Annotated in this window: 13 protein-coding genes; 3 read left to right on the top strand and 10 right to left on the bottom strand. The window is 57.3% G+C overall.

From position 1 onward, the window contains the following. Positions 1-7 precede the first annotated feature (7 nt). Positions 8-1,234: an acyl-CoA dehydrogenase family protein gene (locus tag BLT26_RS14850; RefSeq protein WP_091516311.1), complete on the bottom strand. Its 1,227-nt coding sequence runs from the start codon at positions 1,232-1,234 to the stop codon at positions 8-10. A 40-nt stretch (positions 1,235-1,274) separates the two neighbouring features. Continuing rightward, the gene (locus BLT26_RS14845) at positions 1,275-1,946 is read right to left on the bottom strand and encodes a histidine phosphatase family protein (RefSeq protein WP_175453143.1); all 672 of its coding nucleotides are present in this window, start codon (positions 1,944-1,946) and stop codon (positions 1,275-1,277) included. 124 nt (positions 1,947-2,070) lie between these two features. On the opposite strand from BLT26_RS14845, the gene BLT26_RS14840 reads away from it, so the two are divergent. Continuing rightward, entirely contained in the window at positions 2,071-2,964 is an 894-nt protein-coding gene (locus BLT26_RS14840) for a LysR family transcriptional regulator (RefSeq protein ID WP_091516302.1), read from the top strand. Between the two features lie 192 nt (positions 2,965-3,156). Continuing rightward, on the top strand, positions 3,157-5,187 hold the full coding sequence (locus tag BLT26_RS14835; protein WP_091516297.1) for an NADPH-dependent 2,4-dienoyl-CoA reductase: 2,031 nt from the start codon (positions 3,157-3,159) through the stop codon (positions 5,185-5,187). A gap of 103 nt (positions 5,188-5,290) precedes the next feature. On the opposite strand, the gene BLT26_RS14830 is transcribed toward BLT26_RS14835, so the two are convergent. Further along, positions 5,291-7,657, bottom strand: a complete 2,367-nt coding sequence (locus BLT26_RS14830) for an Ig-like domain-containing protein (RefSeq protein WP_139169597.1) — start codon at positions 7,655-7,657, stop codon at positions 5,291-5,293. Between the two features lie 564 nt (positions 7,658-8,221). Here BLT26_RS14830 and BLT26_RS14825 point away from each other — a divergent pair. Then, positions 8,222-12,976, top strand: a complete 4,755-nt coding sequence (locus BLT26_RS14825; protein WP_091516291.1) for a CapA family protein — start codon at positions 8,222-8,224, stop codon at positions 12,974-12,976. 35 nt (positions 12,977-13,011) lie between these two features. On the opposite strand, the gene BLT26_RS14820 is transcribed toward BLT26_RS14825, so the two are convergent. The 7 genes from BLT26_RS14820 to BLT26_RS14790 all read right to left on the bottom strand — a co-directional run bounded on the left by BLT26_RS14820 (position 13,012) and on the right by BLT26_RS14790 (position 23,935). Continuing rightward, positions 13,012-13,686 carry a TIGR02466 family protein gene (locus tag BLT26_RS14820; RefSeq protein WP_091516288.1) on the bottom strand — a complete coding sequence of 225 codons (675 nt, stop codon included), beginning with the start codon at positions 13,684-13,686 and terminating at the stop codon, positions 13,012-13,014. Positions 13,687-13,718: 32 nt separating this feature from the next. Next, complete coding sequence (locus BLT26_RS14815; protein WP_091516285.1) at positions 13,719-15,698, bottom strand: acylphosphatase; 1,980 nt, start codon at positions 15,696-15,698, stop codon at positions 13,719-13,721. Positions 15,699-16,042: 344 nt separating this feature from the next. Further along, the gene (locus BLT26_RS14810) at positions 16,043-18,025 is read right to left on the bottom strand and encodes an acylphosphatase (RefSeq protein WP_091516278.1); all 1,983 of its coding nucleotides are present in this window, start codon (positions 18,023-18,025) and stop codon (positions 16,043-16,045) included. 18 nt (positions 18,026-18,043) lie between these two features. Further along, positions 18,044-18,946 carry a transglutaminase-like domain-containing protein gene (locus tag BLT26_RS14805; protein WP_175453142.1) on the bottom strand — a complete coding sequence of 301 codons (903 nt, stop codon included), beginning with the start codon at positions 18,944-18,946 and terminating at the stop codon, positions 18,044-18,046. Positions 18,947-19,011: 65 nt separating this feature from the next. Then, entirely contained in the window at positions 19,012-20,280 is a 1,269-nt protein-coding gene (locus tag BLT26_RS14800; RefSeq protein WP_245720729.1) for an HlyD family type I secretion periplasmic adaptor subunit, read from the bottom strand. Beyond that, positions 20,280-22,475: a type I secretion system permease/ATPase gene (locus BLT26_RS14795; protein ID WP_245720724.1), complete on the bottom strand. Its 2,196-nt coding sequence runs from the start codon at positions 22,473-22,475 to the stop codon at positions 20,280-20,282. The genes BLT26_RS14800 and BLT26_RS14795 overlap by 1 nt, the downstream gene beginning before the upstream one ends. Continuing rightward, positions 22,472-23,935 carry a TolC family outer membrane protein gene (locus tag BLT26_RS14790; protein WP_091516269.1) on the bottom strand — a complete coding sequence of 488 codons (1,464 nt, stop codon included), beginning with the start codon at positions 23,933-23,935 and terminating at the stop codon, positions 22,472-22,474. Before BLT26_RS14790 ends, BLT26_RS14795 begins: the two co-directional genes overlap by 4 nt. Between the last annotated feature and the right edge of the window lie 101 nt (positions 23,936-24,036).

Here is a 24,036-nt window from a genome sequence, read left to right as displayed (position 1 = left end):
CGCCGCCTTATTGTTCAGCCTGCCCCGCGAGGGCACCGTAATGGGCAGCGAGGTTGCGCCCCAGCTGCATCATATGTACCTGGTCGGGTCCGTCGGCGAGCCGGATAGTGCGGGCGTAGGCATAGGCATGGGCCAGCACCAGGTCCTGGCCAAGGCCCGCGGCACCATGAATCTGGATCGCGCGATCGATCACGTTACAGGCCATCTGTGGCGCCACAATCTTGATCATGGCAATCAGGTCCCTGGCCGCCTTGTTGCCGTGACGGTCCATCTGGTCCGCGGCCTTCAGCGTGAGCAGCCGCGCCTGCTCGATTTCACAGGCAGAGCGCGCGATATCCTCCCTTACAGACCCCTGCTTGCTCATCGGCCGGCCAAACACCACGCGCTGTTCGGCCCGCTGCGACATCATTTCCAGCGCCCGTTGGGCCAGCCCGACAAGGCGCATGCAGTGATGAATGCGTCCCGGGCCCAGGCGCCCCTGGGCGATCTCAAAACCACGCCCTTCTCCCAGGATCAGGTTGGACGCTGGCACGCGCACATTCTCGAACAGCACCTCCGCGTGCCCCTCGGGCGCGTCGTCATAACCGAAGACTTTCATCGGTCGCACGATTCGCACGCCGGGGGTGTCAGTGGGCACCAGGATCTGGGACTGCTGTCGATGGCGGTTCGGGTTATCCGGATCCGTCTTGCCCATCACGATCATGATCTTGCAACGTTTATTCATCAGGCCGCTGATATAGAACTTATGGCCGTTGATAACGTAGTCGTCACCATCGCGTACGATCGAGGTCTCGATATTGGTGGCATCTGACGAAGCCACCGCCGGCTCGGTCATGGCAAACGCCGAGCGGATCTCACCATCCAGCAACGGCTGCAACCACTGCTCCTGCTGCTGCGGGCTGCCGTACTGGGCCAGCACTTCCATATTGCCGGTATCCGGTGCGCTGCAATTGAACACCTCGGAAGCGAACAGGACCCTCCCCATTTCCTCGGCAAGTGGCGCATATTCCAGGTTGGAGAGACCCGCCCCGAAACGGGCGTCCGGCAGGAACAGGTTCCACAGTTCCTCTTTCCGTGCCCGGGCCTTGAGCTCTTCCAGCACGGGGGGCTGTCCCCAGCGGTCCGCCTGCAGCTGCTCCTGGAATACCGGCTCGCTGGGGTACACATGGGTGTGCATAAACGTGCGCAGGCGCTGGAGAAGAGATTGGACCCTGTCGGAATATTCGAAATGCATGATCGATTCCCTTGCCTCATCGGGGCCGACCGGGAAGTGGTCAGCTGTAGGTTATGAATTGGCGCCGGTCGTGGCGCTCCAGATGCGGGATATGGTTGAAGCTGTGCAGGCTGGTATTCCCGGGACTGGAGAAGAAGTGACTTACCGCCGTATTGCGTATCTGCATATTCAGTTTGATCACCGCTTCCGGCCCCGCCTCCATCGCCGACCGCACCATCATGGCGATGGCACCGCCTGAGCTTACCACCAGCGTGCGGCTTCCCCGGGGACTGTCCGCAAGGATCGCCAGGGCCTCGCCAATACGCTGCTCAAACGCGGTCCAGCTCTCCCCGGCTCCGATTTCATCGCGGATCCAGGCTCCCATGGCCTTCTTGAGAAAGCGGTAATAGTCACTCCGGCCGGCGCCGCGCGCAGGCACCGCGGCGGGATCAAGCTCCCCGTATGCACGCATCACCGACTGGAAATCGAACTCATTCAGTTGGGGCAACAGCTCGACCCGGGAGTGATCCAGTCCGGCCCCCTCGCAGATACCCCGGGCGGTTTCCCGGTGGCGCAGCAGGTCGCCGCACAGTATCCGGTCGAAGCCGGCACCCTCAGACTGCCAGTGCTCACCCAGCCAGCGTGCCTGGCGCCAGCCCAGTTCTGACAGCTTGTCGTAGTCGGCGGCGCCGAACGAGGCCTGCCCATGGCGCACGGTAACGAATTCGGCCAATCTGCTTCTCCCGTTCAATCAGGGTTTCACCGTAGCGCCCCCTGTTGAATCATTAAAGTTTATTATGCGAATATCCAATCATTCACCACCGTGATCACAGCACCGGGTACCAGCAGGCCGCACCATGCAACTTAAACAGATGGACATGAACCTCTTCCTGGTGCTGGACGCAATCTACAGCCAGCGCAACCTGACCCGGGCTGCAGAGCAGCTGCATATCACCCAGCCCGCGGTCAGTAACGCACTGGCGCGATTGCGCCGGAGCCTGGATGACCCACTGTTCACCCGTACGCCCAGCGGCATGAACCCCACCCCGCTGACCGAGCGCATCATGCCCCAGGTCCAGCAGGCACTGGCGCTGCTCGGTGGCAGTCTCAACCAGCAGGCCCGCTTCGACCCCGCCACCGCCAGCATGACCCTGCGATTGTCCATGAACGACATGGCCGAGACCCTGCTCCTGCCGAGACTGCTGGAGCGCCTGCAGGAGCGGGCACCGGGCATTTCAGTGGAGTCCTACTATGTGCCGCGGGACCAGCTGGTAAAGGAACTGGCGGCCAACACCCTGGATTTCGGGGTGGACGTCCCGCTGGTTTCGGCGCCGCAGCTATACCAGCAGCGCCTGAGCAATGACCGCTACCTGTGCATGCTGCGCAGTGACCACCCACTGGCAGGGCAGGACGGCCTGACGCTGGAACAGTACCTCCAGCTCCAGCACATCCACGTCTCCAGCCGGCGCAGTGGCCCCGGCCTCGTGGATATCGCCCTGAACAAGCTGGGGCGCCGGCGCAATATCTGCCTGCGGGTCCAGCATTACCGGGTGGCTCCGGCGGTGGTCATGCGCACCGACCTGGCCCTGACGGTGCCAGCCATCCTCGCCCACCAGTATCCGGTGCGCCTGTTCGAATTGCCGTTCCAGGTACCCCAGATGGACTGGCACCTGCTGTGGCACAAGAACCAGCATGACGATCCCGCCAGCCGCTGGCTGCGCCAGGAGCTGGTGGACCTGTTCCAGACCTGATCCACCCCGATCCGCGCGCAGGCGTGCGCGTTTTAAGCATCACAATGCCCCCATTCCGGCCAAAGATTTCGGCCGAATCGGTCACTGCCGGTCCAGATAAGCGCTGTTATTCTGCTGGGCAAAGTGGGCAAAGCGTATCCGCATGGATATCCGACCTGCCGTTCAGAAGAAGAGTAACGAGAGAGATTTGCCATGTCACAGACCTACCCTCACCTGCTCGCCCCGCTGGACCTGGGCTTCACGCAACTGAAGAATCGTGTGCTGATGGGTTCCATGCATACCAACCTGGAAGAGCACCCGGGTGGCTTTGACAGGCTGGCCGCCTTCTACGCCGAACGCGCCCGCGGCGGCGTTGGCCTGATCGTGACCGGGGGCATCGGTCCCAACGAGGAGGGCTGTGTCTTCCAGGGCGCCGCCAAGATGACCACCGCCGAAGAAGCCCAGCAGCACCAGCAAATCACCGCTGCCGTGCACGGTCAAGGCGGCAAGATCTGCATGCAGATACTCCATACCGGGCGCTACGCCTACAACCCCAACCTGGTCGCCCCGTCGCCGGTACAGGCCCCGATCAACCCCTTCACGCCCCGCGAGTTGAGCGACGAGGAAATCGAGGACCAGATCGATGACTACGTGCGCTGCGCCACCCTTGCGCGCGAGGCGGGCTACGATGGTGTGGAGGTGATGGGTTCCGAGGGCTACTTCATCAACCAGTTCATCGTCACCCGCACCAACAAGCGGACCGATCGCTGGGGTGGCAGCTTTGAGAACCGTATCCGGCTGCCACTGGAAATCGTGCGCCGTATCCGTGCGGCGGTAGGTGAGGACTTCATAATCATCTACCGGCTGTCCATGCTGGACCTGGTCGAGGACGGCAGCAGCTTCGAGGAAGTCGTGGCACTGGGCCAGGCCATCGAGAAGGCTGGGGCCAACATCATCAATACCGGCATCGGCTGGCATGAGGCACGCGTGCCCACCATCGCCACCAGTGTCCCCCGGGCCGCATTCACCGGCATAACGGCACGCGTCAAGAAGCACCTGAGCGTGCCGGTAATCACCAGCAACCGCATCAACATGCCGGGCGTAGCGGAATCGGTGCTGGCAGACGGCCACGCGGACATGGTGTCCATGGCCCGGCCGTTCCTCGCCGATCCGGAGTTCGTGAACAAGGCCGCAGAGGGTCGCGCCGACGAAATCAATACCTGTATCGGCTGTAACCAGGCCTGCCTGGACCACACCTTCGAAATGAAGCTGACCTCGTGCCTGGTCAACCCCCGGGCCTGCCACGAAACCGAACTGAATTACCTGCCTGCCGAAGCGGTGAAAACAGTCGCCGTGGTCGGTGCGGGCCCCGCGGGCCTGGCCGCAGCCACAGTGGCCGCGGAGCGCGGTCACCGGGTGACCCTGTTCGAGGCTGATAACCGCATCGGCGGCCAGTTCAATGTGGCCAAGCGCATTCCCGGCAAGGCCGAGTTTGAGGAAACCCTGCGCTACTTTGGTCGCAAGCTGGAGCTCACCGGGGTAGAGGTGCAACTCAATCGCCGTGTCAACGCCACTGACCTGCAGGGTTTCGACGAGGTGATCATCGCCACCGGCATCGAACCGCGCACGCCGCCGATCCCGGGCATCGAGAGCGACAAGGTACTGGGCTACCTGGACGTGCTAAAGCACCGCAAACCGGTGGGTGAAAAAGTCGCGATTATCGGCGCCGGCGGTATCGGCTTCGACGTGGCGGAGTACCTGACTCACGATGTGAGCGAGGATGAGGAGCTCATTGCCAGCGACACAGAGGAATTCTTCGCCGAATGGGGCGTGGACATCAACCTGGAGCAGCGGGCCGGGCTGAAACCCGCGACCGGCGTCTCGTCACCGCGCAAGGTTTACCTTCTGCAGCGCAAGGCCTCCAAGGTGGGCAAGGGGCTCGGCAAGACCACTGGCTGGATACACCGCACCAGCCTCAAGCACCGCCAGGTGGAAATGCTGCCCGGTGTCACTTACGAGAAAATTGACGACCGCGGCCTGCATATCCGCATGGGAGAGGAAACCAGCCTTCTCGAAGTGGACAATATCATTGTCTGCGCGGGCCAGGAGCCGGCGCGCGGGCTGCACGATGCCCTCGGCAAACTGGGGATCAGTGCCCACCTGATCGGCGGCGCCGACGAGGCGGCCGAGCTGGATGCCAAGCGCGCTATCGACCAGGGCTCGCGACTGGCAGCACAGCTCTAAATATTCAATACCCACTATTGATAGGCCCGGATTCAGGGGTCAAAAAAAACCAATGCCGCTCGCGCGGCATTGGTTTTTTCGTTGGCATTATCAACCGCAGTGACTATTCCACGGTTGGATAAACCACGACGCGAGAAGCAGCGGCGGTGGTATCCATACCTGGAATGGCGGCGTCGCGATAGATATTCACACGGGGCTTCACTCGCACGGCCCCCCCATCGAACTCTCGCTCCATCACGATGATCTCGCCTTCTGAAGCCTGCAAACCCAGCCATTCACGCTGAAAGCAGGATTGCGAGCCATCTCCCCATACTACACAGCGTTCGATATCCAGGACCCCATCAGCCCGCAGGTTCCAACTAGCAGGGTTGCTATTAACCAGGACCTCTGTGGTATTGCCGTCACCGTCGTTATCGAAAACGTCATAGCTGTACCAAAGGTTGTTCGCTGTAGAGTCCGCATTGAACTCCCAACCGAAACCGGAACAATTTATAAGATCGTAGACCCCGTTCTCCCAACACCCTGCGTACCAGCCGTTTACGAAGGTAGCCCAGTGGCGGCCCTGCTCAGTCACGATCCCTGCCGCTGATAGTGCATCGGCATCGTCTTGCCAGGTGCCGAAATCGTAGGTGAAGGCAACAAGGCTACCCTGGTCATCGAGCGTCCGCATGGCGAAAGCACTCAGTTCCCCAACACCATCAATCTTTTGAATCGATTGAACGCTACCGTCACTGAATTTCAGTGTCACGGTATTGTTTTCAAGGGTCCAGGCAAAGTCCCTGCCAGAAATCAAAGCGCTGCCGGCACCTCCGGTTGAGAACTCGAAGATATCCCCCGCGAAACTGCTGACAGTCCCGCTATAAGCCGTTTCAAACTGATAGAAGCTGTAAGTGGCCCACTGGTCCGCGAGATCTGCTTCCTCGATGGCCATCGGCTCAGATGCATCTGCATCCCGGAAGAGGGACTCCCCTCTCTGGGTAGCGTCTACCTGGTTGGGAGCGGGGATTCCAGTATCGCCCATATTATACGTGGCATCATAGGTAGAGAGGTGAGACACAGTGTCAATAAGGCCACCGTCTACCAGAAGAGTGAGCTCCAGGCTTTTCTCGGAGCGGGTTTCTTCTATTTGGGCAGATCCGGTCAACGCTACCCATTCGTCTGCCTGCTGTACATCGAGCACGTCATAGGCACTGGGGTAATTGGTATCGATCAGCGGTTCATCAAATACGATACTTACCTTGCCGTTTCCGATGCTCCACGTAAATGTGGCAGCAGATTGCTCATTAACAATCTGGCCAGTGCCGTCCGGGTTCAGCTCAAGCAGTTCCCCTCCGCGTGAGATAAACCCAGGAGCGGCGGGATCCACAGTGTAGTAAGCACTGGCAAGACTCTCCTGACTGAACGCCTGAGTGAGCGCGGGATCGCTGACGATCTGTTCCATGGCCTCAGTCAGGGCATTATTTTCAGGGTCAGCACTGGTTACTTCTGCTACAAAATTATTGTAAGCATCGGTGTCCGTCACCAACTCCAGTACCGAAGTAGAGCCTTCGGGCAGATCGTAATCCGGGTTATCGAGAACCACCTTGATCACTGCGGCAATTTCAAGAAGCTTGTCCGCATCAATGGACTTCTCGGAGGCCGCCATCTCCTCATCAGACGTAATCTCCGCACCCTCATTGGCTTCAACGGCCAGTACATAGCGAGCAGTCGAAACGTTGGTTACATTCGTGGACGTATCGCCTGCGCCGCCCAGCTCCCGGTCTTCCCCGGCTGCTTCCAGCACACTACCAATTTCGCCCAATAAACTTACCAGCTCGACACCTGCGCCCTCTTCCCCAGTAGCTGTGACCTTGATATAGCTGTCGAGGTCAGAGGATTCAATATCCAAAGTGTAATGACCTTCCGAATCAGCGGTTGCCTCGAATATTTGACCACCGATCTCTACTTTCACATTGGCATTTGGAATCGGATCATCAACCACCTGACCGGAGAGACTCACCCCCTGATATGACGTGAAAGTGATGGAGCCAGATACATCATCAGTTCCATCTGTCAGTGTCACGTTAAGCACTTCGATACCGGCAAAAGAGTCCTCAGGGTCGTAAGTCACAACCAGGCCAGCCTGGGAAACCGAGCCGTTCTCTGGCTCACTAAGGCTCTTGATGGAGATACTATCCCCATCTGGGTCACTGGCATATTCAGAGAGATCTACGGATACAGGCTCACCGTTAGAAGTTTCAGCACTCGGAGAAGTGAGAACAGGAGGCTGGTTGACCGACACTACCGGATCTTCTACGCCTCTCCCACTATTTCCTCCATCACCCCCGCATCCAGCAAGGACCCCAGCCATAACAACTGAAATCAGTCTAAGCTTCATTTTATTCCCCATAGTAAAATCAAAAATGCCACCCACCGAAGATCCATCCAAAAGGAAATCCGGATATTTCGAGCCTACAGCCGTTGTATGCATATTTATTTGCGTAGACGATAATAGCTCTACCTAATTATTTTTATATGACCCATAGGGGCTATTTGCCGGCCTTTGTACAACCCGGCGCGTACCAATTAGAGATATTTTCGCCTCACAAAGGACGCAACCTTCTGCACCAGAATTTACTCGTAAATAATTAATGCCCAACTAAAGACGTATATCGAGTGCAATAATTTTCTATCCTCATCCAACTCTCAGCCATCACGCGCCTCTCATAAAAACCACCAGCTGTTGAGGTCAGACATCAAAGATCAGATCGATGGAATGAGAACCAGGCAGTGACTATCTGCCAACACCAATCCCATTTGAAGCGGAAATTTTTGTGACAAGTCATCTTGGGGAAACTTCAAGCCCGTCTATACTGAGAGTCGCATAAAGATATCTTCGCCGACCTTTCAAAATGCAATTATTGACGCCAACGCCGGCGGCGATACGACTTGCAGCAACATCGCAACAAGAAACTCACGCCAAACGATCTACTCTGGCTCCCTCGAGAAGTAATTGGCTCCTGAATCCCAAATCCTGTCACCACAAGAGCAGCAAATGACACTCTCTGACCTATTACTGAAAGCAAAGCCTCTGGTAGAGCGGAAGCTGGAAGAGCTGCCACCGCCCTACCTGCTGTTTGTTTCTGTATGTGACGGCAAACAGCGCGCGGTCACCCTTCATGCCCGCTCCAACGACCTGAACGGCCTGTGGAAGGCAATTGCCGCCCAGGCGCGCAAGGCCACCAAATCGGGAAAGATGAGCCCTCGCTGGCTGAGGCTGGACTGGGTCACCCGCGTGGACGAGATGTCATGGGGCGAACTCAAGGAAAATTTACGTGCCACCAAGCGGTCCTACTTTCGCTATGGCATTGCCCTGGACGCGGATTTCAAGTTCGTTTTCCTGGAACAGGAACTGAACGGTAACGCCATGCTGTACGGCGGGAACCAGATCGGTCATGCAGTCGTTAACGAGAAGAACTTCCAGCTCTACTGCAAGACCCGCTACGGGAACCGGCTGGTGCCCGACTTTTCCAATGACAAGACCGTGTACCGCCTCTGGACAGAAGGTGTTTTCTGTGACGAGACTGACGCACCCGTTTATCTGTATGGTCCCGGTCGCAACGCAGGTCGCCGCATCATCGATGACCTGGATGAAGCCACCACCACAAAACTGGTTGAGACCAGCAGCAACTACCTCGCAGGCCAGGTGAAGAAGAGTGGTCGATTTGAGTATGGCTGGCATGCCTGCTTCGACAAGCCGATCGGCACCTACAATACACTCCGCCACGCAAGCAGCACCTACGCCATGGCCGAGGCCTGGGAGGTCACCCGTGAAAAGCGCCTCAAGGCAGCCATCGAACGTTCACTGACCTACCTCGACGAAAACCTTATCCAGCGCACAGCCCTGCCCTCTGGAGAGAAAGCAGCTTTCCTGGTGGAAGCCAATGGCGAGATAAAGCTTGGAGGTAATGCGGTCTGCCTGCTGGCCTACGTGAAGTGGACCGAGCTCACCGGTAGCGACCGATACCGGGACCTGATGGAACAACTGGCACTGGGCATCCGCTTCATGCAGGACGACAAGTCAGGCAAGTTCGTGCATGTACTGCAGTTCCCGGATCTTTCCGTGAAAGAAGAGTTCCGCATCATCTATTACGACGGCGAAGCAGCCTTCGGCCTGATGCGCCTCTATGGCTTAACCGGCGATGAACGCTGGTTAACACTGGTGGAGAAGGCGTTCGAATATTTCATCGCGGCAGACCACTGGCAGGCCCACGACCACTGGCTCAGTTACTGTGTAAACGAGCTCACACTCTACCGCCCCGCAGAAAAATATTATCGCTTTGGCATCCAGAACGTGGCCGGCTACCTGGACTTCATCGAGAACCGGATTACTACTTTCCCGACGCTGCTCGAATTGATGATGGCCGCCGAAAAGATGGTGACACGGCTTTCCCAGGACGCCGAGTACCGGCACTTGCTGCAGATGCTGGATCTCGACTGGTTCTACCGGGCGCTACACAAGCGAGCCAACTACCTGCTCAATGGCTACTTCTGGCCTGAGTTCGCGATGTTCTACCGCAATCCACAGAGAATCGTGGGCAGCTTCTTTATCCGCCACCATGCGTTTCGGGTGCGGATCGACGATGTGGAACATTACCTTTCCGGTTTCGTGGCCTATCGCAACTACCTGCGCAAGGGCAAAGTTGACCCCACAGTTCAAAAAGGCGTGCATTTAGAGCTGGAGCCTGCGCCGGAGCCCGACGGGCGGCCGGTGCTGGCCTGGGGCGGCGATGTAAACCTCGCGCGTCGGCAGCATTACCGAACCGCCGAGCTCGGCACGGCCGAGGTACTCGGGAAGATACCCGCGCTCAGTAGTGCGGACCTCACTGCGGTCAACCTGGAATGCGTGGTGGCCACCTGCGGCGAACAGGGAGCTGACAAGGGTGAGCTTTCGCCGTATTACTACCGCGCCAGGCCCGGCATGCTGCGCCTGCTCGTGGACGCCCGGGTTGATGTCGTCACCACCGCCAACAACCACAGCGGCGACTACGGTACCGATGCGCTGCTGGAGCAGTGCGGGTGGCTGGACCGGGTCGGTATCGGCCACACAGGCTCGGGCGCCAGCCTGGAGCAGGCTCTCACACCGGTAATCCGCCCGGCAGGCGAGCTCAATGTGGCGATTTTCTCGATCGATGCCACGCAAAAGGAATTCGCGGCCACGGCTCACAGGGCGGGAAGTGCCTTCCTCCCCCTGGAGCAACCGGAAGCCTGGACCAACCTATTGGAGCCGCGCATCCGCGCCGCACGCCAGCTCGCACAGGTGGTGATGGTAGCCGTTCACTGGGGGCCCAACCGGGAAGAAGCTCCGGGCCAGCAGGAAATTGCCACCGGTCACGCGATTATTGACGCTGGTGCGGACGCAGTCCTTGGCACCAGTGCACACGTCCTGCAGGGAACGGAGATTTACCGGGAGCGCCCGATTATCCACGACGCCGGGGACCTGCTGTTCGATTCGGTCCGCAATACCCTGGCCGACAGCGGTGTGTTCCGCCTGGCACTGAGCGAACGCGGTGTGGAGCGCCTGACCTTCGTGCCTGCGGGTTGCGGTTTCGGCTTCAGCCGGCAGCTGAAAGAGCGCAAGGCTATCGATGCGAGCCGTCGCTACGCCGCGCTATCCGCGGCTCTCGGCACCGCTTATTCCCTGACCGAGGACGGCACCGCCACACTGGCATTGTCGCCACCGGAGAGAGCGACGCCGAGCGGGCTCCCGCCGGCAGCCCCGACTGCCTATCGGCTGGCACCGCTTCACGCCGCTGGGACGATCAGGCGGCCCGAGTGGCAGGTCCCGGTGGTGCCGGAGGATGCCCGCATCGACCCCGTCCGTATCGGGCCCCTGCTCCTGGTCGGCATTCGGCTGTGGCCGCGCGAGATCAAGTATCGCCAGATGCTCTGGGTCGAATCATTCTGGGCCTGCGAAGCGGAGATGGACACCGATTACCGGCTGGATTTCCGTGCAGTCCCGATAGAGGAGACCACCATGCCCGAGTGGGGCAAATCCATGGACCACGACCCATGTGACTGGCAACTCCCCACCAGCCGCTGGGAAAAAGGGGTTATATACCGAGATTTCTATGGGCTGAGGCCGCCGCATTCGAACTCCCTCGAAAATGTCGACCTGCAGCTGCAGGTGGGCCTGGTCTCGGCGGGGCACCGTTCGGAGCAGGTCGCGCTGGACGACTCAAGGGTGCACCTGGACCTCGGCAAGGCCTCCCCACCTACTGGAAAGGCGCCCATCTATCGGACCCAGTACCCCCCTTCACTCCTCAACCACGACCACGGGCTGACATGGGATGCTGAACAGCTGGAGGTGATCACGGGAGGACGCTGGCTGGTCCCGCCCCCGGCGGGCTGGGCCGTCAGGAGCGTGCTCTCCGGAATCAGCTTTGTCGAACAATCACCGGGACCGGCGTTGTTTGTCGCCCACACCAGCCTGGACCGGGCTTACCATGAACAGAGCTCATCCTCGCCGAAACTCTGGGACATGCACGACCGGCTGCTGCAACTGGCTCGCCGCATCGCCGGGGCAATTGTGGCCAGGCCGGTGCCGGGCCTCCCCCCGGACCTGCCACTGCTACTGGTGGACGACCCGATCCGGGCCATTATCGAACTCGGGCTTGCCGCACGGGCGCGATACGACAAGGATGTTATCGCCATAACCGGCACAGCCGGTAAATCCACTACCCTGAAAATGATCGGGCATTTACTCGGCGGCAGGGAAAAGGTACTGACCAGCCTCGGCAACTACAACTCCCGGGTGGGTGCGCCGTCCATGTTGGCCAGCCTCTCGCCGGACGACGAAGCCGCCGTGATCGAGGTTGCGCAGAGTGCGCTGTGGATGAAGCGCGGGCCGATCACACGTTTGATCCGGCCCACCATCGCCCTGATCACGGAAATCGGCATTTCACAATCGCGCAGCCATGTAAGGTCCACCCGTGACACCGCGCGCTGGAAATCCAGAATTTTCGACGGGCTGACCGGACCCGCAATTGCAATCATCGGCGATCACCTGAAGCATTTCCAATACCTGAAATACGAGGCCGAAAAACATGCGCGGCGTGTGATTGTATTCGGCCCCAGCACAGAAGCCGAGGTAAGGATCCGTGACATTCAGGGTGATGATGACGGAAGCTGGGTAACCCTTGAGGCAGATTCCCAGACCATAAGATTCAGGGTTCCAGCTCCCAGCCAGGGCATGGTCATGAATGCGGTAGCCTCCCTGTGCGTCCTCTACGCAATGGGCCGCGAGCTGCAGGCCGCGGCCGAGACTCTCGCCAGCATCGAGCTGGACGATGCCCACCTCAGCCGGTCCCGCCTGACACTGGCTGGCAAGACGGTAAGCCTCATCGACGACAGCTGGAATGCCACTGTCAGCTCGATGCTGAACGCTTTCTCGGTACTCGCCCAGTCAAGGGCCGAGGGCAACGGACGGAAGATTGCGGTGCTTGGGAGAATTGTCCACCTGGGGGACAAGGCCCGCGAGCTGCATGAAAGCCTCGCCGGCCCCCTGGCAGCCAGTGGTGCCGACAGAGTCATTACCCACGGCGACGAGATGAAGCACCTGCGCGGCGTGCTGCCGGAGTCCCTCCTTGGCCCTCACTTCTCGACCGCCAGGGAGCTGTCCCAACACCTCGTGGAGTACGTGCAACCGGGAGATCTGCTGCTGCTAAAGGGATCGCGGCGGGATTCAGATTTCGGCGCTGTGGCGGGTCTGCTCGCCGAGGAGTCCACGACAAGCGCCAGCCCTGCCTGACGCGGCCCGATCGGCCGGGGGAACAGCGCTCGCTGTCAGGCCTGTTCCCGCGACACGGTCGACACCAGTGCCCGCATGCCTTCCAGACGCCGTTTGGAAGATAGTGGCTCCAGCTTGACGTTGAAGGCGATGCAGATCCTGAGGGAATTGTCCTCAACCGGATTTACGTAGTGATAAAGCCAGTTCGGGAACAACACCATTCGCCCCGCCTGCGGGGTCAGCCGGCTCCGGCCACCGAAACTGCTGTTCGGCAGCTCAGTGGAAATACATAGCATACGTGGATCCAGGAATTCGATGTTCCCGCTGTTCTTGCTCCGCTCTTTCACCAGCTGCGATTTGACATAGTACACTCCCGACCAGGTACAGGATTCGTGGTTATGGATCTTGCGGTAGCTGTCGGCGCGGGATACGTTAGCCCAGGCATGCGCTAGCATACTCTCAGGACGCGGGTCATATTTTCCCTTGGTAACTGCCAGGGTCAATTCCTTTACACAAGAAACAATACGCTTTCTGAGAACACCAATCTCTTCGAAAGGCCATTCAAGTAGGTCCTTTTCGGAGTCCCAGCTACCTATGTTCGAGCGCTGGAAGCGCGGGGCGACATTTTCCCTGTCCAGTATGATTTCCGCTAACCTGGCATTTAGTAACTCCGAGTCACTCCAGTCCTTGACCAGAATCGGCGTGGCGAATGCATATTTGATCGTATCCATGACCTGTGCCGGGGTCGCCCCCTCTCTTACCCTTAGTTCTTAATGCCAAATCCATAATGATTCGTCCCCGGCTGATCGCGGACAGAGATGCGGGATACCTGTGCCCGGGAATGGCCGGTCCGCGCCCGTACCAGCATGGCGTCGACTGCCCGGGGTGGCCCCTCGAGTAACATCTCCACCCGGCCATCATCTAGATTGCGGACCCAGCCGCCGAGACCGTAACAGATCGCCTGACGCTGTACCCAGTTCAGGTATCCAACGCCCTGAAGCTCGCCGGATATCAGCGCATGGACACAACGGGGCTTGCACTCCCCGCTCACGACTTGGGGAAACAACGACCTGATCAGTGATCCCGCCACGTCGCGCCCCACCCCCTGACCGGGAAAATGGTGCAGCTCGAGACTGGGATTACAGTAGATGTCTATTACCAGCCAGCGTTGCCGTTCGGGCGAGACCGATATGTCGGCAGCCAGGATATCAACCCCGGCCAGGTAAGGATTGAACACCGACTCTACCGAGCGACAGGCCAATTTCACGAATGCCGGATGCACCATGTCGGTAACATCGTGCCGTACCTTGTCGTAATGGCAGCGCTCGTCCACATTCCCACTGTGTGCGCCGCCATACAAGCAAGCGACAACGCGGCCATGGATCACCAGCGTCCTGTACTGGTAAAGCCCTGTCAGCTGCCCGGGCTCACCGCTACCCCGCAGACCCGCTTCCTGTAGAACCCTTGCCACCAGCTCGCGGTCACGACTGATCTTCAGGGAAACAACATTGGTTCGTTCCGGCATCCCCTTGTAGAACATGACACTGTGATTCTGCCCGACCACGGAAAAGACCTGGCCATCGACCTCATCAATTTCAAGGTTCTGCTTGTAGGCCGCCTGGAACAGTAGTTCCTGCTGGCTGTGGACATCCCGGGGAAATCTCCTCGATCCGACGCCCAGCACATACGGCCTGGCCGGGGCAAGCACCGGACTTCGCTTTTCCGGCTGCGCCCGAGATTCATCAAAGACAAACTCCAACAGGGCTCGAGGAACATTGACGGGCCTGCCGTAGCTCGGGAAAACGGAGCTCGAGATGGTGGGATTTGCATTTATTTCGATCACCTGTGCACTCACACAGGAATCCTGTTCATGGACTATCAGGTCAACACCCACCTGCGCCAATCCCGGAAAGCACCTGGCGGCCTTCAGCGCTGTCTCCAGTACCCCTGCATCAATATGATCGATAACCTGTACGGCATCCCCGCCGGCAGAAACGTTCGCCACACTGGCGAGCTGGACATATTCTCCCCGACCGGGAACTTCATCCAATGATCGACCGGTTCTAAGCAAGAAGTCGAATCGCCTGATAGGGGAAAGCCGAGCAGAGGGATTGCGCAGACGCTGCCTGTTTTTCTGCTCAACAAGTTCGAAAATCGTCTGCTTCCCGTCGCCTACCACACTGGCAGGCAAGCGGGCGTAGGCTGATACAGCCCGGCCACCTATGACGATCACACGGAGGTCGTAACCACAGAGGAAACGTTCCACGATGACTTTATTATCGAATTTTATTGCTTCTTCCCAGGCATGGTCGAAGTGTTCGTGTGTCTCTACGCCGGTAGTCACACCCGTCCCGTGAGAACGGTCGGTTGGTTTAAGCACCACTGGCCAGCCACAGGATTCAAAATAATCGCGTGCACCCTGTCGATCAGAAAAGATGGCGCCTTCGGGAACAGGGACTCCACCCTGTTGCAAAATCAGCTTGGCGAGATCCTTTTTCTTGGCACAATAGCTGTATACCGCAGAATTATCCGGGCTGTTCTGCAGGAAGCCAACTCGCCTTTCATCTTTAAGGACTTCGAAAACAAGGCCCTTATATACCTTTACTTGAAGCCCCAGGCGTTCGGCCTCAGAGCAGATCAGTGAGACGGCAATATTGGACTTCCTGTGGTGCGCGGGAGAGTCCGAAAAATCGTTCTCCACTTCGAACAACCGGTCCGCGGCAGCCGGCATTTTTACAAGCATCTAACTCCTCCAGAGATTGGCCCCGGAGCTTTGTCGCCGACAATCATGAAAATCTTGGCCTCCAGCCCGCATTGCCTAAATGAGCGTTCCGTCTTTCCCAGTAAAGCTTCTGTTGAGGAGTAACGCTGCCCCAAGAAGCAGAAAGTGCTGACTATCTACCGCCCTTAGTTTTACTCCCACTGAGTGAATGTCGAATCATGGTGGGAAACTGAATACGACCCTGGATCGCTAGCTGGTAATATTACCGGGCCCCTGTGACCGCCAGTTGCAGTTATTCAGGCTCTTGCTGTGAGGCTTGTCCGGGACCACCAGGACACCCCTGCTCCGGCGCCCTTTGTGGAGCATCAGCGGTAGACCAGGAATGCCCGTTGTTCAGTTAGCGGACAGTCCCTTGCTGTCACCGCAGCCACCCTGGCCCGCGGTGGCCCCTGCTCTGCAAGCGCCAGTAGTTCGTCGATTGCCTTTACGTGGCCCTCCAGGAAAATTTCAACATCCCCATGAGGCAGATTGCGGACCCAGCCCGATACTCCGTGACGAACCGCCAGGCACTGTATCCAGTCCCGGTAACCCACTCCCTGAACCCTCCCGCTTACGATTGCATAAATACAGCGAACAGGAGTGCCTCCCCGGTCTGCGTTGGGGAAGAGCGACCTCAGCAGAGCGCTTGCAATATCTCTACCCACGCCCTCTGTGGGGAAATGGTGTATCGAGAGATTCGGGTTACACATGACATCAGACACCTGCCAGGACTGCTGCCCGGGCGCAGATTCTATATCCTCGGCAAGTATGTCGACGCCGGCAAAATATGGTTTGAAGGCGGCTCCTACGGCACGAATCGCCGCGCCCACAAATTCCGGATGGATGGATTCAGTAATGTCGCGGCGCTGCTCCAGGTAACGACTGACACCGCCCTTTCCTCCCGTGTAAAGGCCGCCATCGATACCGGCCACCACACGTCCATCGATAACGATCAAGCGGTACTGACAGAGCTCGGTAGGGCCATCTGTCACCGCCGGGTCATAAAGCCCAGCCTGCGCAAGTAGTTCATGCAACCACTTACGGTCCCGGCTGACCTTCCGGGATATAACATTGGTACGATCGGGCATCCCCTGATAAAACATTACCGATTCATCGCCACTTCCCACGCGGTATATGTACGGCGATATGTGTTCAACTGAAAGATTTGCCGTATATGCAGCCTGGGTGATATACCCGGCCTGCTCGCTCTCTTCTCGGCTGGGAGCACGAACCCGTGGCGCGAACGCATAGGGATCAGCCGGGACCAACCGGTCGCCACTGTCATCGCGAGTTTCCGGCTCGGCACGGTTGAATACGAACCTGAGCAGTTCTTCCGGAACGTTTACTGGGCGACCGTAGCTGGGAAAGACTGCATCCGAAATGCCGGGGTTCGAGTTGATTTCAATTACTCTGGCCTCCACTTCCGGTCCCCGGTCGTTGACCATCAGGTCAACGCCCACCTGCGCCAGTCCCGGGAAGCAGGATGCAGCCCTTTCTGCAATTTCCAGGACTTTAGCGGGGACCAGGTCGATGAGCTGCACCGCGTCGCCACCGGCTGACACATTGGCCACACTCGTGAGCTGTATATGCTCCCCTGCGGCCGGGACATCCGTTAAGAGGCGACCACTTTTCTCCAACAAGTCGAACCTCTTGATCATGTCGGTCTGGAGAGAGGGGTTTCTCTCGCGTTGCAGGTTTTTTTGCTCTACCAGTTCCTGTATGGTGCTCTGACCATCTCCAACGACGTTTGCGGGAATCCGTGCACAGGCCGCCACGGCCTTTTCTCCGACAACGATTACCCTCAAGTCATAGCCGGGTATGAAGCGCTCGACAAGGACCTCTTTGCTGTATCCGCTTGCGTAGTCCCAGGCTGACTCGAAATGCTCCCTACCTCTCACGTCTGTAGTAACACCCGTACCATACGCCCGGTCTACTGGCTTTATCACAACCGCAGAATTGAGTGCCTCAACATACTCCCAGGCTGTTTCAATATCAGTGAATACACCGCCCTCAGGTACAGCCACGCCCTTCCTCGCCATAATTTCCTTGGCGATATGCTTCTGCTTTGCGCAGTAGCTGTATACAGCTGAATTCTCGGGGCTGTTCTGTAAGAAAGTTACCCTTCGGTGTTTGTTAAGAACTTCAAATACCAGTTTCTTGTAGCGCTTTACTTCCAGCTCTTGCTGCTGGGCTTCAGCACTGATCAGCGCAGTCGCTATATCTCCTTCCCTGTCAACCAGGGGCGAGTGCGAAAAGTCGTTTTCGACCGCAAATAGCTTGTCCGCACCGACAGGAATGTGTTCCATCATCTGTCTATCCTCGGTAGATCACCTGACGCTCCAGCGAATATCAACTTCGACCTTGTCCCTATTTCCCCTGAGCTCCCGGGGCCATAGGTTGGACCACACCCAGGTAAAATCCCGGTTGAGGACAATTTTGTCCCTGCCGCCGATACCAAAGCCGTAACCGAAGCCAGGATCCAGGGCGAGATTGGGGTCCACTGGCACCCATCGGTCACCAATATATACTTCTGCAGCATGGTGGTTGGGCTGGCTGAAGTCCTTTCTTGAGGTAAGGAGGAACTCCGAAGTCGTCCTGGCGGGGTAACCCATCGCTCTCGCGAGGGCAACAAAGAGCGCAGCGTATTCTGTGCAGTCTCCTGTTCCCTCGGTTACTGCATAAAGCGCCCCCTTTGTAGATTGGACATCATAATCAAGGAGTTGCTGCGGGGTAAGGTAGGCCGCGCGAAGCCTGTCTTCGTCTGAGTCAAATGCCTGGCGGATATGGGCAGCAAGCTTTCGAATCGGCTCTGCATCTGACTCGATAAATTTCCTCGGTTTCAGGTATTCCTCGGGGGGGAGAGACTGGCTAACCGCGGCGTCTCGATGGAAATCATATTTGTTGAGCTCAAGATCAAATTCAACTTTACGACTGGACTTTTCCCCGGCCGGGATATCCCACTCGATCTCCACATACTCGCCGTTATCGAGCTTATGGCGCCTGCGCTTCAGTTTCTCCGGATATTCATAGCGGATAGCCAGCAATCTTTGCTGCATATGGTCACCGAGTGGTACGGAAATGCGGTGCGTATATCCCTTGATGTCGATCTCAGACCTATTATCAACAATTACCTCCGCAGTAAGAGTCACCTTCCTGGTCTGTCCCCATGATGTATTGACGACAAACCACATCAGGAGGAGAAAGACTACCGCGAGAATTGCAAACTTCATTTCCATCCTTACACAACCTTGCACACCACTCACCCTAAAGACTAACCCCCTCAAGATTCTATCCTTCACCTTTCACGCAAGGCTTCACTTGCCTTATTTATTGGCTTCAGCAGGTAGTCAAATATTGTTTTAGATCCGGTTCTTACATCCACTGAAGCAACCATGCCGGGAACTATCGGAAAACGATTACCATTCTGATTAACCAGGGCGTCGGATTTGGTCAGGATGTAGACACGGTAGTAATATTCGGTCGGATTCATTTCATCCTGGATAGTATCTGGGGAAATGGTGGTAACCTTTCCCTCCAGCCCGCCATAAATGGAGTAATCGTAGGCCGTAATTTTTACCTTGGCTGATTGGCCGGGGTGAATGAAGGCAATATCCCGAGGCGAGATCCGGGCTTCTATAAGAAGCTTGTCATCCAGTGGCACGATCTCCATCAGGCGCCCATTTGGTGGAAGCACACCACCAATTGTGGTCACCGCGATATCCTTTACGATCCCCCGCACCGGCGATCTCAATGTGAGTCGAGTGAGTGAATCAGAACGCCCCTCTATCACAGAAGAAAGGGCCTCCGCCTCGGCGCTTACGGTCGCAAGCTCCTCACGAGCCCTTACCATATACTCAGAGCGTATTTCGCGCATCTTCAGCTCGAGCTCGGATTTCTGCCTGCTTAACCTCAGGACTTCAACATTGCTGGCAGCTCCAGAACTGACCAACGAGCGAGTGATAGACAATTCTTTATTGATGAGGTCCAGTGAATCGCGAACGCCGCGCATGGACTCTTCAAGGCTGTTCTGCCGGGTATTGAATAGCTTTCTCTCTTTCGCCTTCAGTTCCCCATAGGCGTCCAGTTCTTCGGGGAAGACCAGCTTGGTGTCATTAACTTCGGCTGTCAGTCGGGCTACACGCGCAATTGCGGCCCGATAGCGGGCCATGCTCTCTTCAACGTTTGAACGCACCTTCGTGGGATCCAGCTGTGCGAGGACCTGGCCTCGCTCCACGATATCACCCTCGCTGACTTTCAGGTCGGCCAGGATCCCTCCTTCGAGGGACTGTATGACCTGCTCGCGCGAGGTCGGCACCACCTTACCGGTGCCAGATGAAACCTCGTCGACCTGGGCAAAATATGACCAGCCGATCAGCGCTGCCAGCAAAACAAAAAATACCCATACCACTCGCGTCGAGTGTATGAGTGTGGATTCATCCTGCTCGTCATACTGGTTTTCACCGGCCTGATAGTCAGCATCCAATAACGGTATGGACTTAACCCTTCCTGCACCGTCCCGCCCATCGAGATTCATGAGGTTCGATTCCCGCGTTTCAGTCTCCATCACGTCACCTGCTCGCGATCCTTTTCAACATTACGCTCCGGACCTGAAAGCCTCGCCATTACTTCATCCTTACTGCCATCCATAACAATCCGGCCCCGGTCAACAACCAGGATCCTGTCTACCAGCTTTAGTGTGCTGCTCCTGTGTGTGGCCAGGACAACGGTCCTTTTGCCTGACCAGGTCAACAGGTTGTTAATGAACCTTCGCTCGGTGGCCTCGTCCAGTGATGCTGTCGGTTCGTCCAGAAGTAAGATTGAAGGTTGGCGAAGTAACAGGCGCGATAACAATAGTGACTGTTTTTGGCCTCCGGAGAGACCGGATCCGCCCTCCAGCACCATGTGGTCCATACCTTTCGGCATGTTGCGCACCATCTCCAGGGCACCAGTCATTTCCAAGGCCCAGAAGATTTCATCATCGGTGGCATTAGGCGCGCCCAGGGTAAGATTCTCCCGTAACGTCCCGTGGAAAAGCCCGGAATTCTGGCTAAGCAGGCCAACATCCCGCCGGATATCGGCTGGGTCAATATGCGTGATAGCCACGCCATCCAGGTTTGCTGTACCGGACGCCGCCTCCAGCATGCCGGATAGAGCCTGGAGCAATGTGGATTTTCCGGCACCATTTTTACCAAGTACCGCTATTTTCTCTCCGGGTACAATCCTGAGCTCTTTCAAATAGAGAGCGGGTTCCCTTGGCTCCCCACTGTACTTGAATTCCGCCTCCTGGAATTCATATTCACCTCGAACAAATGCTTTATGTACGCGCTTGCTTCCCTCCGGCTGGTCTACGGGGAGCTGCATAATATTGTCGATACCATCGAGAGCGAATTTGGCCATCTGCCAGCGACTCAGTACCTGGGTAATGTTCGCCATTGGCGACATCATCCGTGAGCTGAGTATTGATGCAGCAACCAGCGCACCTGTAGTCATGTCACCGGACATGACCATCGGTGCACCAAACAGCACTGTTAGCGCAAACACTGACGACTGCACATTGTGTGTCCAGGTCACAAGCTTACTCGTTAAATAACGTAGCTTGAGGTTCGACTCAGCTGTAACCGCGTTAAAGTGATTCCATTGGCGCTGAAACCGATGCTCGGCCTGGAGAGTCTTTATGTCTTCCATACCCTGCACCGTCTCAACAAGCATCGCATTGCGGAGGGATGACTCCCGCATTGCTTCTCCAGACAGACGTGCAAGTTTCTTCTGCGCGAGCAGTCCCGGGATGATAAGTAGCACTATGGCCAGCAAGGGTATTAGGACCAGGGGACCCGCGATCACCCACAGGACAAGGAGGAACAGGAAGAAAAAAGGCATATCCGCGATTGCCAGGACAGTGGTCGAGGTGACCATATCCCGGACTCGCTCAAGTTCACGGAGCTGGGAGATGAATGTACCAGTGGATTTTGGCTTAGCCGAGTTTCTGAGTCTCACCGCATGGCCAAACACCAGGTCGGAAACCCGTATGTCTGCGCGCTTACCTAACAGGTCAGTGATCCTCACTCGCATGAGGCGCATAACAAAGTCAAAGACAACGGCAAGCAGGACGCCACTGAACAGGACGTACAGGGTAGCCATGGACTCAGCGGGAATTACCCTGTCATACACCTGCTTTGCGAACAGGATGCCAGACAAGGCCAGCGTATTGGCCACCGTCGTGGCCAACATGACATGTCCGTAGGGCTTCAAGTCGCGAAGGATTATCTTCCTGAACCAGTGCCGGTTGTCCGGCTTGATATAGTCATCAACCCTGACGTCACTGAGTGTTTTTCTGGGACGCAGCACAACCAGGCGGTGGACCCTTGCCGCGAGCTTTGCTTTATCAATACAAGTTTCGAGTCCCTGGTCGCCACTCCACAGGATACCCAGTTTCCCATTTTTACCAATGGTTTCAATGACACCAACCTGGCCGTCATCTAGCTGAACAACCACCGGCAGCCGCCATGGTGTTAGATCCATCTGGTCAAAGCGAGTAAATTTTATCGTCAGGCCTGCCTGGCGGGCCATTTGTCTAAGAACCAGCTCTGTGCTTTCCTGCCCGCCCCAATCTGCGGCAATGCGTATATTTTCCTCTGAGAAGTCCAGCCGGTAATGTCGGGAGACAGCGACGATCGCTTCCAGCCATGGAGTGTAATCTACCTCATGCTTTCTGCTGTCTGACAAGGCCGGGCCTTGCACGGCCTCATGCTCGACCTTCACGGCAATACCTCCACGCCCTGCACTGCTCGCCCCTCGATGCCAAATGCTTGACGAATGTCTCCAGTATTGTAGAGACACTCGATCTCTAGCTTCTTGAGGTCGAACCGGGTTTCTATCCGCTCCTGCCTCGCCTGCTGCAGTTCTTCTTCGGCGTTTAAAAGGTCCAGTAGGGTTCGAGTCCCGAGCGAAGAGTACTGCTTTCTATACAGGTCTCTCGTCTCCCGAATCGCCTTTTCCCTGGCATCCAATATAGTCATGCTCCGTTCCAGCCCATGTGCTTGTGCCTGGGCAGCCTGGTATTCGCGCGCGACAGATTCTCGCGCGGCATCCTTTGCGGCCTCGGCAGCCCGTACTGCATAAGAAGCCGACTCCTTACTGGCGGAGAGGCGCCCCCCCTGGTATATCGGCATGGAAAGATTGAGGAAGACAGCCGATTCATTCTCATCAAGCACGTTGGTGTCCACATATGTCTGGTCGAGATAGCGGTTGTAGCTAGCATCAAGAGACAACGTGGGCCAGACGTCTGCCCTGGACTCTGAAAGGCGGGCCATGGCTTCTGCTCGAGAGGCTTCCGCTATGAGAATTCTTGGCGAAGCGAAGATCTCCCCCGGAGGTCCCTGGCACGCATTCTTCATCGACTCCGGCGTACCCATCGTCACCTGGACCGGGCCACTGGCATTTACAAGATTCTGCAGTGTGCTTCGCCAGCGTGCGAGCCCTGCAATTACTTGCTGCTTCGCGGCACGAGCTGCTTCGATCCGAGCCTGTGCTTGCAGCACATCTGAACGTGAACTGGCGCCCCGTTCGCTACGCATACGCACAAGAGAGGCGATGGCTGACACACTATCTATCTGCTCCTGCGAGGTTTCCAGCAGAGCCTGGTATCGCTGTACTTCCACAGCTGCATCCGCAGTATCTCTTGCAATTCGGTCTATTGATTGGAGGACTTCGGCCCTGGAGCGACTGACCTCTGCATTTGCCAGGTCCACCCCACTGGAAATTTTCCCAAAATCGTATATCACCTGGGAGACATAAAGCTGTACGGCATGGCCATCGCCACCACCATTATTTTCGCTGTCATGGCCTGCAACCACCCCTGCGCTGAGCTGGGGAAAGTAGCCTGAGCGCGCAACTCTAATGCCCTCCTGGCGCCGATAAAGCTCCCCGACAGACTCTGCGATCACGGGATGCCAGTCGATGGCCTGGTGAACTGCTTCAGTAATGCTTAGTTGACGGGGAGTGTACTGGGAGTGGGTAATGGCCGAGGAAGGTGATGACACTTCTCGCTGTACGGCGGATTCACTGATTTGGGCGGATCGCCCAGTGGGTTCGCTTGCACCCTGGGTCCAGGCCTGCTGCGCCCACGCAATGGCAGTAGCAGCCAGCGTGACCATCCTTAGTCGCTGCGTCAAATACACTATTTTCACTTGCCTGGCAGTAGCGATATCCGGCATTGACATCTTATGGCCGGCACCACTGGTTGATATTTTCCTCTTCCGATTCTAGTCGAAAAAAGAAACACCGGGCCGAATGGCCCGGTGTTTCTCAGTTGCTAGAGCTC

The sequence above is a fragment of the Microbulbifer yueqingensis genome (assembly GCF_900100355.1).
GTDB lineage: Bacteria > Pseudomonadota > Gammaproteobacteria > Pseudomonadales > Cellvibrionaceae > Microbulbifer > Microbulbifer yueqingensis.
Note: the sequence above shows the minus strand (reverse complement) of the source record. Positions and strands in the feature narration are given on the sequence as shown.

Excerpts from the sequence above, each read along its gene's own strand:
- BLT26_RS14815 (WP_091516285.1), bottom strand. The coding sequence starts at position 15,698 with ATGCTTGTAAAAATGCCGGCTGCCGCGGACCGGTTGTTCGAAGTGGAG.
- BLT26_RS14810 (WP_091516278.1), bottom strand. The coding sequence starts at position 18,025 with ATGATGGAACACATTCCTGTCGGTGCGGACAAGCTATTTGCGGTCGAA.
- BLT26_RS14820 (WP_091516288.1), bottom strand. The coding sequence starts at position 13,686 with ATGGATACGATCAAATATGCATTCGCCACGCCGATTCTGGTCAAGGAC.
- BLT26_RS14790 (WP_091516269.1), bottom strand. The coding sequence starts at position 23,935 with ATGTCAATGCCGGATATCGCTACTGCCAGGCAAGTGAAAATAGTGTAT.
- BLT26_RS14850 (WP_091516311.1), bottom strand. The coding sequence starts at position 1,234 with ATGCATTTCGAATATTCCGACAGGGTCCAATCTCTTCTCCAGCGCCTG.
- BLT26_RS14825 (WP_091516291.1), top strand. The coding sequence starts at position 8,222 with ATGACACTCTCTGACCTATTACTGAAAGCAAAGCCTCTGGTAGAGCGG.
- BLT26_RS14840 (WP_091516302.1), top strand. The coding sequence starts at position 2,071 with ATGCAACTTAAACAGATGGACATGAACCTCTTCCTGGTGCTGGACGCA.
- BLT26_RS14800 (WP_245720729.1), bottom strand. The coding sequence starts at position 20,280 with ATGGAGACTGAAACGCGGGAATCGAACCTCATGAATCTCGATGGGCGG.
- BLT26_RS14835 (WP_091516297.1), top strand. The coding sequence starts at position 3,157 with ATGTCACAGACCTACCCTCACCTGCTCGCCCCGCTGGACCTGGGCTTC.
- BLT26_RS14805 (WP_175453142.1), bottom strand. The coding sequence starts at position 18,946 with ATGAAGTTTGCAATTCTCGCGGTAGTCTTTCTCCTCCTGATGTGGTTT.
- BLT26_RS14830 (WP_139169597.1), bottom strand. The coding sequence starts at position 7,657 with ATGCATACAACGGCTGTAGGCTCGAAATATCCGGATTTCCTTTTGGAT.